The sequence below is a fragment of the Prevotella melaninogenica genome (assembly GCF_018127925.1).
Classification (GTDB): Bacteria; Bacteroidota; Bacteroidia; order Bacteroidales; family Bacteroidaceae; genus Prevotella; species Prevotella melaninogenica_C.
Window position 1 is genome coordinate 1408921 of sequence record NZ_CP072348.1, and the last position, 11479, is coordinate 1420399.

Sequence of the window (11479 nt, forward strand, 5' to 3'; positions counted from 1 at the left end):
TATAGATACACCTTCACAAAATAAAAGAGGTACGTTCATTCTTGAACATACCTCTTTTAATATATTAAGAGTAACCCTTACTGTGGGTTAATTTCCTTCAAAAGGCGGTCAGCGTGACCCCACTTATCCATCAAGTAGAGGACGAAGCGGATGTCAACACCAATACAACGTGCGAGCTTACGATCGAAGTTGATGTCGCTTGAAAGGCTATCCCAGTTGCCGTCGAAAGCAAGACCAATCAGGCGACCCTTACCATCGAACATTGGAGAACCTGAGTTACCACCAGTGATATCATTGTTAGTAAGGAAGCAAAGCTGCATCTTACCAGTTCTCTTATCAGTATAACGACCGAAGTCCTTAGCACTCATAAGGTCCATCATGATAGGCTCAACCTTGTAGTCCTCAAGTTTCTTGCCCTTCTTCATCTTCTCAACAATACTCTCAGCTGTGGTGTAGTAGTTGCTATCGAAGCCACCAATCATATAGCCACCCACCTGTCCATAAGACATACGCATGGTGAAGTTGGCATCACTATAATGTGGCATATCCATCTCCATCTGTACCTTTGCCTCGCAGAGTTTCTTCTCTTCCTGCTCGATAGCAGCAAGTTTTTCTGCATAGCTGGTCATAACTTCCTGATAAACCATTACGAGCTGTATACCAAGTTGGATACCCGGGTCCTCAAAAGTCTTCTCATTATTAAAGAACTTGTAGTCCTTAGTGAGCAGATTACTCTTTGAATAGAGCCAGTCAGTGTACTTCTTATAGTTGTTACCGAACTTTGTCTTGATGAGTTTGAACTCCTCTGGCAGATATTGAGCAGGTACGTGTGCGGCATAATTCTTCAACATAGCGGCTGTCATCTCCTTATCAAGCGCAATATTCCAGTCGCTACTATTGTCCTTAAACTGCATATATTGCTTTGCTGAATCATCCTTATCTCCCTGTGGTTCGATTGCACCACGAGTGATATCAATAGCTCTCTGAACAAACTCTGACACCTTCCAGAATGACTCGTTCCAGTAAGCCTGAGCCAAAGCAACGTCATTGCTCTCTTTATAAAGGTTGGCCAACTTAGCAAAGTCAACATTTACAGTTGGGTCCTTCACTGTCTTCTCATCCAACCATCTTTGTATCTTAGCCTCATATTCAGCCTTCTGACGAATCAAACCGATGGAATCGATACATTTATTCATACCAATAGAGTTCTTCCAGTAGTTAGCTGATGTAACATACTTGTTCTCATATTGGAGGCGAGTCTTGCCGTTCTTGTCCATATACTTCTTCATAAGAGCGAGCTTGATGTCGCGAGCCTGCACACGTACAGTGTTCTCTATATCTCTACGCTGCTGTATACCGTATGACGACAAGTAACGACTTGTAGAACCCGGATAGCCAATTGTCATCGCAAAATCCTTATCCTTATAACCCTCAAGACTTACAGGAGCCCAGTTTTCTGGCTGATAAGGCACATTATCCTTTGAATAAGCAGCTGGTCCGTTGGTCTTAGGATCGGCATAAATACGGAACACAGAGAAGTCACTTGTCTGTCGTGGCCACATCCAGTTGTCTGTTTCACCACCAAACTTACCCATACTCTTTGGAACAGTAAATACCAAACGAACATCTTGGAAGTCCTGATATGTAGTGGCATAATACTTATTTCCCTCATAGAAAGCATCTACACTGATATGCAAAGTCTTATCAATTGTCTTGATAGAGTCGGTCAAATGATTTGTAAGAGAATCGATAATCGCCTCTGTCTGTTCAGCATTCTTACCTGCAATAAGCTTATTAACACGAGGAGTAATATCCTCCTGCTTCTTCATGAAGGAAACAAAAAGGTCTTTGCTTGGGAGTTCTTCTGCATAGCTTTTTGCATAGAAACCATCCTTCATATAGTCATGTTCAACGGTTGAAAGGGCATTAATTGCACCGAATCCACAGTGGTGGTTGGTGAAAACAAGACCTTTCGGTGACACAACAACACCTGAGCAGAAGCCAGAAAAGTTGATAACAGAATTGCTAATAGCGTTAGGTGCACCGTAAAGCATGTTACGTGGCAACTGGAATCCTTCGGCTACCATTTGTTCATAGACGGCATCTGGCAAGTTGTAGAGCGTCCACATACCCTCGTCAGCATGCATGGATGTACTACCCAATGCAAGAAGTCCGGCAATAAGTAAAGTCGATTTCTTCATAATGATATTATTGATTAAATGATACTTGTTTATTTCTTTGCAAACCGACTGCGTAATTTTTGCAGCGGAAAGTCATGATAAAGCACGTGAGCTATAAAGAGAATAATCACCAATGTATTGATTCCCAAGGCTGCAGGAACGGGCAGATTAGCGTTAGTATAGGTGATAATGGCAAAGAAGAGACCACCTATCAGCAGATAGACAAAGATACTCTTCAATGGATAGTCTATCGGGTACTTACGCTGACCAACAATATATGACAGCACCATTGCCGTAGCATTGCCCAAGAAACCTGCCCAAGCACAAGCGATATAACCATATCTTGGTACGAAAATCACGTTGATTCCGATGATTACAGCACATCCAATGCCTGAGAAGTAGGCGCCCCAAATCGTTTTATCAATGAGTTTATACCAGAAACTAAGGTTGAAGTAAACACCTGTCATGATACCTCCTGCCATCACGATAGGTACCACCTTCAAGCCTACCCAGTAGTCACGACCGATGATATGGCGCAGAATATCCATATACCCCATTACCACCAAGAAGGCAAGGAGCGTAAAGATAATAAAAAACTTCATAGCTCTCGCATAGGTTTCCTTATTGTCTTTGTCGCGTGCCTTACCAAAGACGAATGGCTCATAGGCATAGCGAAAAGCCTGCGTAATCATCGACATAATCATTGCAATCTTACTTGCAGCACCAAAGATACCCAATTGTGTATGCGCATCATTGTCCTTGTAGACGTATGGGAAGATGATATAACCTGCCGTCTGATTAAGAATACCAGCTATACCAAGGAAAAGTATTGGCCAAGTATAGGACAACATCTTCTTTGCCAAAGGCATATCAAGCAACTTACCGCCTGCGAAGAAGCCATCTTTTAGCTCTTTCCAGAAACAGAAGGTGATAGTCGTTGTACATACAAGGTTGATATAGAAGGCATAACCCACCTCATGTCCGTCAAGGATAAGATAGTAAACAAGATTCAAAATGATGTTCAAAGCAATGAATAACAGTTTGAAAGTAGCGAACTTAATCGGACGTTTCTTGTATCTTAGATAGGCAAAAGGAATAGCCTGAAAGGCATCAATTGCTACCGTGACAGCCATAACCCACACATATGAAGGATGTTCCGAGTAACCCATAAAGTCGCAGATAGGCTGTAGGAAGACGAAGACCATTGCTATGAATAGCAGTGAAGAAAGCCCTACCAAAGACAAAGTAGTAGAGTAAACTTTCTTCGGATCTTGGTCAGTCTTATTGGCATAACGGAAGAAAGTCGTCTCCATTCCATAAGTCAAAACGACCAACAGCAACGCAGTATAGGCATAGATGTTTGTGATAACACCATAGCCACCGCTCGCCGCACTAATTTTCGCTGTATAGAGGGGTACAAGAAGGTAGTTTAAGAACCTTCCGATGATACTGCTCATTCCGTAGATAGCAGTGTCTTTTGCAAGTGATTTTAAATTTGCCATTGTTGTATTGTAGTTTAGCTTATTTGCCTTATTAGGCTAATAAGGCTTATAGGGCTAATAGCCCAATAGCTTAATAGATTCAATGATCTCCTAAAAGAATATATAGCAGATTGCGATTGCGGCAATTACACCAACCAAATCGGCTAATAGTCCACAAGCTAATGCATGACGTGTATACCTTATGCCGATGCTTCCGAAGTAAACCGCCAGGATATAGAAAGTAGTATCTGTTGAACCTTGGAAGATACAACTCAATCTGCCAACGAATGAGTCAACACCAAAAGTTTTCATTGATTCCAACATAAGACCACGTGCGCCACTACCAGAAAGCGGCTTCATAAAAGCAGTTGGGAGTGCATCTACGAATCTTGTGTCAAGTCCGCACTGCTCCACACACCACTTAATTCCCTGTATCAAAAGGTCCATTGCACCCGAAGCACGGAACACTCCAACAGCCACAAGGATAGCTACCAAATAAGGAATGATACGTACTGCGGTTTGGAATCCATCCTTCGCTCCTTCGATGAAAGCGTCATAAACGTTCACTTTCCGTAACAACGCCACAACGATGAAAAGCATGATTATCGACATGACAATCAAGTTAGAGGCAACAGATGACACCGTATTCGTCATCTGCTTATCCATCTGTCCGAATCCCCAAATTAACAATCCAACAAAGCCTATAATACCAACAAGCCCCAAAAACAATGTCGGGTGGAAAATATTGATACGCTGCCAAGTTGCCGTAATGAGGATACCAGCAATCGTAGCTACCGTTGTTGCCAACAGAATTGGGATAAACACATCCATAGGTTGTGCTGCACCGTTCATGCTTCGATAGCCAAGAATAGTCGTAGGGATGAGCGTCAGACCCGAAGTATTCAATACTAAGAACATTATCATCGGGTTAGTTGCCGTGTCTTTCTTTGTGTTCAGCTCTTGCATCTGCGCCATCGCCTTCAGTCCTGTAGGCGTAGCTGCATTGTCAAGTCCTAACATGTTCGAAGCTATATTCATAAAGATAGAACCCATAACAGGGTGATTCTTAGGAATATCAGGGAAGAGTTTTGAGAAGAAAGGGCTAAGCATACGTGCAAGAACATTGACAACACCAGCCTTTTCGCCAATCTTCATGATTCCTAACCACAGTGTCAAGACTCCTGTCAAGCCTATTGATGTTTCAAAGGCATTCTTAGATGAATCAAAGGTAGAGTTCATCATCTTCTCGAATATCGTTGTATCACCCATCAACAGAGAGATAATTCCGAAGACAAATGCTATTATGAAGAAACCTATCCAAATATAGTTCAGTGCCATTTATCGCTTTAAAACTGTTTTAATATGTCTGTTATGAATCAGAAGTGGGGACAGAAAGCCCCACAATGGCACCATTCTTTCCCAATGCAAAGATAAACATTTCTGTGTGAACCTACAGCATAATAAACTAAAAAGATGTTGTTAGCCTCCGTGTTTCTAACTGTTTTGCCGATAACAAGCTGTAGATTATTTTCGAAAGCGCTACCAAAACAACATTTATTAAGCCCTGTCTTTAGATGTTTTATCGATGATTAAACCGATTTGCATGTACAGTTTAGTCTTTTTAACATACGTAATTGTGTTTATGTTGTACGAAGTCTTTATCTTTGCAAACGTCTTTTTGGGATAGAATTTTATCTATTTCCGATTACTTTTATTACATAATTAGTCACTTTGCGAATAAAGATAGTAACAGCAAGACTATATGGGTATATTCGATTTCTTTAACAAGAATAAGCGTAAGGCGCAGCAAAATGAACAATGTCTCTTAGATGAAGAAGGGACAGGGGAGGCTGACCTATGGTCGAAGGCTTATGTGGCAGAGCCACAATGTTATGAAAAAGAGGGAAAAGAAAAGCTTTTGAATTTTGTTATAACAGAGGGAGTGAATACCATTCTACCAATGTATCCCAATGAGTTATATAAAAGCGAAGAAGAAAACTTCTCTGACATTCGTCTTACATTTGTAAGTACGACAAAGAAAGGTGAGGTGGTTGACTTACCTTTCTTTCATTGTGTACCCGCTTTATCCAACTACGCTGTGGAGTATAGAGAGCCTAACGTCCTGATTAGAGGACTGAATGCTGCGGAAATGGGCTTACTTATCTCTGGCGTAAAACAGTCGTTAAAACGTATCTAAACGTCTGGAATAGGATTCACAATATCAATCCAAATAAATTCCGGTTATGGTTGCAAGAGTTTCTTCCCATAATCGGATTCATCTTTTCACGACCGCTTTTTGTAAACTATTTTCGCACACTTCAATTCCTATACATGCTCTTTTGGCTTCTTAAAGACGCCCAATTGGCTTGCAAAAGGTGCCCTTTAGCAACGTTACTAACGCCCTTTTGAAGTCCAATTATTATCTTTAGGCCAAATCAAAAGATTGAGTCTAAAGAGCCGTTGTACTAAACCAAACAGAAGAGTGGTATGATACTTATCCCGAGTTCAGGTTAATACAAAAAGAGGATGTGCCTTCATTATTGACACACCCTCGCCTATGCTCTTTTCTGTAATCTGACACTTCTTCTTTACAAGAGATGATCGAAGAGAGCTTATTCAGGGACTGGACCGACACTTTCCTCTTTCTTTTTCTTCTCTTTCTTTTCCTCCTTCTCTTTCTCATCCTTCCACTCCTCCCAGTAGATAGTTTCAGACACCAGCGAACGAGTGGCAACCTTATTGCTTTGTGTGCGTGAGGTTTCAGGAATGAAGCGGACACGGATGCCTTTTATCTGCTTTGCCGTCACTTCTTCTGGCTTCGCAATTCCCTTGTCGGCATTGATAGTGTAGTAAAACGTGCCGACACCCTCCAACTTCACCGTGCGACCCTCTGCCATAAAGGACGCCAGCACACCGCCTAAATCTTTCAGTACAGCATACGTGTCACCACGACTCACCGTTGAAATCAATGCCAATCGGTCAGCCACTTGGTCTGTCGTTACGGGCTTCCCTACGGTTATCGCTTCTGGATACCATAGTCCTGTTAGCTTTTTCTTTACTTTCTTAAAAAATGCCATAATATTAATGTTTTAAAGTTGGTAAATATAATATGTAAATTATTTTCTTATTCGAGCCACCCTCGGTATGGGACTGAGGGTACCTAAGTATCATACTTAGGGTACCTGAGTATGATACTTAGACCCCCTAAGTATCATACTTTGGCACCCTGTTTATAAACCCTTGATTATCAGTCACTTACAAAGAGCCTATTTTTATTCTCTTTTGTCATGTTTTTTCGCATTAATTCTTGCCTTTTAGAGGACGATACCAGTAAAGGGGCAATCGCAAGAACTACTCGACTGCAGGCTCGACCCTGAACCCGCGGTCGCGGAGGCTGTACTCCACGTTGACTCTACCACTGTTGAAGTACAGCATGTACGCTTGCCGGCTCTCCCACGGGTGAGCACTTGACGACCAATAGTAGCCGTTGTCGCCAACGCGTTGCAGCTGCCCATTGACGTAGTAACCCAAGGCGGGCAGGTAGAAGTAATTGGTTGCGTCAGCGGCGGAAGGGACACCAGAATTGATACTAATGTTGTTGTTGACGTACTCCTTGTATGTTGTACGTAGGTCGGTTGAACCATCAGCGGGTTTCTCGGTGTCATAATGATTCTCTGCTTGTAATACAGACTTCTTCTTAAACCACATGCCGCCTTTATATAAGTGACCCATAGTAGTCCATAGTTCATCTGCATCCCAACGTGGATCGCCAAACATTACATACCAAGACAGCTCGTTGGCGTTTGGAAGGTCTTTGCAAGATGTGTGAGTAGCGGGGTTGCTTACGCCGTAACCTGGGTAACTTTCGTTGTAGTAACGAGGGTCAGTATTGCTCTTAGCAAAGACGTTGTTGTTATAGGCCGAGTTCAACACTGGCTGGTCTTTATTGGCTGACCACCATTCGTGCCCCTTCCAGTATTGATCCTGTGCATCCCACATGTAGTAATGGTCGCCGTCGTAATTCTTTATTTGCAAATCAGCTTCCATGTTGACATATTCATTCTTTGCAAAGGTATGAGAAGGAATAATCTTGGTAATTGTTCCCTCTATTTGTGTCGCAACATCCTTTACCCAGTAACGAATTCTTAATGTGTGTGTACCGGGCTTGATAACCATATAAGCACCATTGGTTGTTAAGCTGGCAGAAGTGTTTGTCAAAGGGAAACCATTTTGGTATGTACTTCCTGAGTTTCCTTTTGTTATAAGCTCTATCTTTTTACCAGAACCTGTACCTGTCAATGCACCAGTGCCAGTTGCTGCCGTTGGATCAAGGGTATAGGTAGATGTGATGTCGTTATCTGATGTTACCTCTATCTTCGTGAGATAGCAATACTTTAGTACATCATCGCTTGTGTAAGGCTTAAAGACGAGGTAAGCAGCCTTGTGGTCGAGTGCAAACTCAAACTCGTGGCTTGTAGCGTTGCGTGTTGCCTTGGCTATACCGCAATCGCCTGATGTGCCAAAGTGAGCGGTGGTGTTGGGCTCTGTTTGCGTTTGATTCGCAGAGATGGTTACTTGATCTTGATTACCATTCTTGCCAGGGTAATAAACCTCGTATGAAGACTTAGCAGTGTACTTACCAGGCATTAAGAATTTGAAAGATGCTGTCTTGCCTGTTGGCGAGTTGCTACTTTGCTTCCAATTACCGCTATCATCCTTTACCCAAATCTTATCGCCTGCTTCCCAATAGAATTTACCATCTGCCTCCATGGTTGTGCGTGTTGCAGGTTCGCCTGTGCTGAATGCAGTTAAACCTTTGTCGTCAGTTGTAGTTTTGCCGTTCTGTGCTAAATCATCATTTGCACAAGAGGCAAAAGCTAGTGTTAAACCACACACGACAGCCAAAGACGCTAGTCGTGTGATGAATGAATGTCGTTTCATTGTCTTCTTCATTTTTACTTAGTTCTCTTTGTTAATAACTTTCTGTTAGTCTTCCCAAGCGGAAAATTCTCCTTCGTTTTTATCGCCTACTTCCTGCCATGCTGGTGCTTGCTTAGCACTACTAATGGTTCCTCCAGGAGTTGCTGGATTATGCTGACCATTAAACGGAGACCCTACCATTAAATTTGTGGTTTCATTTACTTGAATTATCATGCAACGTGGTGCAGAATAATCCTTCTTTTCTTGTTTCTTTCTCATTGCTTTTTTGATTTGATTAAAAATAGTTGTTATCTACTCTCTATTATGTGGCTTTATTGCTCACCTTTTATTATATACATCCTGATAAACTCGTTATTTATTCTTCTTAATCACTTGCTTCCCCTCTCTACAGGCAGACAGCGTATTACCACTGCCTGCCCGAGAAATCAACGAGAGAAAACAAACTATTACTAGAGAATTACAAGTACTTGTTATGGTAAAATCAGTGCTTAAAATGTCCTTATTTTGCCTTTTAGATAGTTCGCAAATGGGCACAAAAAAGCGAACAAAGGAAACTTCGTAAAGTCCTTTGTTTACAACGGTTACGCCACGCTTCGCGCGCGCGTAGGATGGAAGAAAAAATGTATGATTAAACGCTAGGTGCGCCTGTGTGTGTGTGTGTGTGTGTGTGTGTGTGTGTTAGCAAAATATCTGAGACTACCAAATATAAAGCACTAAAAAAGGCAAAGAATTCAAAGTTTCTTTGCTTTGCTGAATTGGTCTGATATGTCATTGCTAATTTATTCACGACCGCAAAGGTAAGACATCTTTTTAGAATTAGCAAGGAAATCTTAAAGAAATTCACGATACCAAATAAGAGAAGGACCAGCTACTTAAAGGATACTATTCCGTCAGGAAAATATACTATTGAGATTGCTATTGCAAAGACTAAGCATTTCGGATTACGTATAGCAGGCATGAAGTTACGCTTATCCAATCAAGAAGCTATACGATATAAACTCGTTGAGGATTATATGCCTTATGCAGAAGAGCCTGAGAATAATCTGAGAGGATTTGAAGTAGAGGCAGGTTTAGCTACATTTTGCGATGCTAATGCTGTTTCAGCTTATGAGATTTTCAGTGATAAATGGTATGGAAATGACATAGAGAAGAATATATATGATGAATACTTTTCTACCTTATTCACTGAAAGTTATAAAAAATACCCTTCACTTCAAAGAAAAGATGGAGATTTCATTCGATGGTCTGTCCCCAACTCAAAGGAAGAAATAGTTATGGTTGCTTCAGGCTTAGGAAATGATTGGTACAATGCCTTTTGGGGCTATGACACACTCGGAGCAAGATGTGAATTAGTTACAATATTCAGGGTCTTCCGGAATTTGGAGTGATATCGTTAATATCTGATTCTCAATACCTTTTTTGGATTTCTATTCTTTTACATCCCTTTATTTACCGAATAGTAAAGAATGTAAAGTGCTAAAATAAAGACTACAAAATCTATACTTAGCTAATATGGGACATCCACACTACAAAGAGCTTATATTTAAGAGTTTACAATACTTATTTATCATCAAGAAACCTGAAAAACATAAAACCATCACTCCAAATTCCGGAAGAACCAATATTTATATCTCCAGAGTTGTTCTGATAGTATTATCCTGTTCTGTTTATCATGTGTTAAAGGTAACTTCTCCTCTTTTATCATAAGAAAAACGCCTTTTTAGGCTAAGTAACTTACATCTAATACCCTTTATCATCCACAAAGGTAATTACTTGCCCCTCTCTCCTCTTAGAGAGAGGGGTAAGGTAAGGTTTTATATTTTACAGCGTATACAACACCTGTATGACGGTCTGACCAACTGCTTGCAACGTATTCTTGTCGATATGTTCCATAGTGTCATTGACTGTATGCCATGTTGGACCGAAAGAGCTTTGCTGACAATCAGGATAGTAAGGAATGATATCAATAGTAGGAATACCTGCAAACTGGTTCACTGGAACATGATCGTCGGTAACCATGCCACCAACAGCATCAGGGAAGTAAGAGCCGAAACCAGCTCCCTTTGCAGCCTCCCACACACGGTTTACGACATCAGAAGCAAACTGAACAGACATTCCTTCACGATAGAACTGGGCACCTTCGCCCCCTACCATATCGAGAAGAATACCGAACTCAGGCTTAACAGGCGTTGGGAAGTTCTTTGCGTAGTATTGTGCACCTAATGCCCAAGAGTCACCATCGTCTTGATATCGAGTCTCCCAACGTGGTATTCCCCAGTCTTCAGCATCAAAGCATACGAAGTCAACACCTACTTTTAACTTCTTATCAGCCTGCAACTGACGTGCTAACTCAAGCATTACAGCCACTCCACTGGCACCATCATTCGCAGCCATAACAGGCTTCTTGTGGTTAGTAGAGTCTGGATCATTGTCTGCCCAAGGACGACTATCCCAGTGCGCACAGATTAAGATACGCTTCTTTGCTTCTGGATTAAAACGTGCAATGATATTAGTTGACTTCAAGACCGTACCGTCATAGGCTTTTAGATTGGCTTTCTGCTCCTGCACTTCACAGCCATACTCCTTGAATTTCTCTACTATCCACTTGCCACACTTATCATGTGCTGCAGAGTTCATCACACGTGGTCCGAAGTCACACTGTGCTGCTGTAAAGGCATATGCAGAGTCGGCATTAAACGTAGGACCGACTGGTTTTGCGGTAGCCACAGTGTCAGTAGCATTATCAGTGTTGCTTGCTTTCCCCTTACATCCATAGGCTACGGTTGCGAGGGACACTGCCAAGAGGCAGCCGAAAAAGATTTTTATATTCGTTTTCATTATTGATTGTTTTCTTATTCTCTCCCACTCTATCCCAAA

9 protein-coding genes are annotated in these 11479 nt (G+C 41.6%); 2 read left to right on the top strand and 7 right to left on the bottom strand.

Going from position 1 to position 11479, the window contains the following annotated elements:
• Positions 1 to 77: 77 nt before the first annotated feature.
• From J4861_RS11265 to J4861_RS11275, 3 genes are all read right to left on the bottom strand, one after another.
• Complete coding sequence (locus J4861_RS11265; RefSeq protein ID WP_211816906.1) at positions 78 to 2201, bottom strand: S46 family peptidase; 2124 nt, start codon at positions 2199 to 2201, stop codon at positions 78 to 80.
• Between the two features lie 29 nt (positions 2202 to 2230).
• A complete protein-coding gene (locus tag J4861_RS11270; protein WP_211816907.1) occupies positions 2231 to 3682 on the bottom strand; it encodes an oligosaccharide flippase family protein in 1452 nt (483 codons plus the stop codon).
• A 90-nt stretch (positions 3683 to 3772) separates the two neighbouring features.
• Positions 3773 to 4999, bottom strand: a complete 1227-nt coding sequence (locus J4861_RS11275; RefSeq protein WP_211816908.1) for a nucleoside recognition domain-containing protein — start codon at positions 4997 to 4999, stop codon at positions 3773 to 3775.
• A 424-nt stretch (positions 5000 to 5423) separates the two neighbouring features.
• Here J4861_RS11275 and J4861_RS11280 point away from each other — a divergent pair, with 424 nt between their 5' ends.
• Positions 5424 to 5858: a DUF4299 family protein gene (locus tag J4861_RS11280; protein WP_211805209.1), complete on the top strand. Its 435-nt coding sequence runs from the start codon at positions 5424 to 5426 to the stop codon at positions 5856 to 5858.
• 415 nt (positions 5859 to 6273) lie between these two features.
• On the opposite strand, the gene J4861_RS11285 is transcribed toward J4861_RS11280, so the two are convergent.
• The 3 genes from J4861_RS11285 to J4861_RS11295 form a co-directional block, all read right to left on the bottom strand.
• Positions 6274 to 6738, bottom strand: coding sequence for an HU family DNA-binding protein (locus J4861_RS11285; protein WP_211816909.1), 465 nt, complete (start codon positions 6736 to 6738; stop codon positions 6274 to 6276).
• 274 nt (positions 6739 to 7012) lie between these two features.
• Complete coding sequence (locus J4861_RS11290) at positions 7013 to 8614, bottom strand: fimbrillin family protein (protein WP_211816910.1); 1602 nt, start codon at positions 8612 to 8614, stop codon at positions 7013 to 7015.
• A 33-nt stretch (positions 8615 to 8647) separates the two neighbouring features.
• Positions 8648 to 8860, bottom strand: a complete 213-nt coding sequence (locus J4861_RS11295) for a hypothetical protein (RefSeq protein WP_211816911.1) — start codon at positions 8858 to 8860, stop codon at positions 8648 to 8650.
• Positions 8861 to 9447: 587 nt separating this feature from the next.
• Between J4861_RS11295 and J4861_RS11300 the strand changes: the two genes are divergently transcribed.
• Complete coding sequence (locus J4861_RS11300; protein ID WP_282958358.1) at positions 9448 to 9990, top strand: DUF4241 domain-containing protein; 543 nt, start codon at positions 9448 to 9450, stop codon at positions 9988 to 9990.
• A 433-nt stretch (positions 9991 to 10423) separates the two neighbouring features.
• On the opposite strand, the gene J4861_RS11305 is transcribed toward J4861_RS11300, so the two are convergent.
• Positions 10424 to 11440 (bottom strand): M28 family peptidase, encoded by a 1017-nt coding sequence (locus J4861_RS11305; RefSeq protein WP_211816912.1) that lies wholly within the window; start codon positions 11438 to 11440, stop codon positions 10424 to 10426.
• Positions 11441 to 11479: the final 39 nt, after the last annotated feature.

Excerpts from the sequence above, each read along its gene's own strand:
- J4861_RS11265 (WP_211816906.1), bottom strand. The coding sequence starts at position 2,201 with ATGAAGAAATCGACTTTACTTATTGCCGGACTTCTTGCATTGGGTAGT.
- J4861_RS11270 (WP_211816907.1), bottom strand. The coding sequence starts at position 3,682 with ATGGCAAATTTAAAATCACTTGCAAAAGACACTGCTATCTACGGAATG.
- J4861_RS11275 (WP_211816908.1), bottom strand. The coding sequence starts at position 4,999 with ATGGCACTGAACTATATTTGGATAGGTTTCTTCATAATAGCATTTGTC.
- J4861_RS11280 (WP_211805209.1), top strand. The coding sequence starts at position 5,424 with ATGGGTATATTCGATTTCTTTAACAAGAATAAGCGTAAGGCGCAGCAA.
- J4861_RS11285 (WP_211816909.1), bottom strand. The coding sequence starts at position 6,738 with ATGGCATTTTTTAAGAAAGTAAAGAAAAAGCTAACAGGACTATGGTAT.
- J4861_RS11290 (WP_211816910.1), bottom strand. The coding sequence starts at position 8,614 with ATGAAGAAGACAATGAAACGACATTCATTCATCACACGACTAGCGTCT.
- J4861_RS11295 (WP_211816911.1), bottom strand. The coding sequence starts at position 8,860 with ATGAGAAAGAAACAAGAAAAGAAGGATTATTCTGCACCACGTTGCATG.
- J4861_RS11305 (WP_211816912.1), bottom strand. The coding sequence starts at position 11,440 with ATGAAAACGAATATAAAAATCTTTTTCGGCTGCCTCTTGGCAGTGTCC.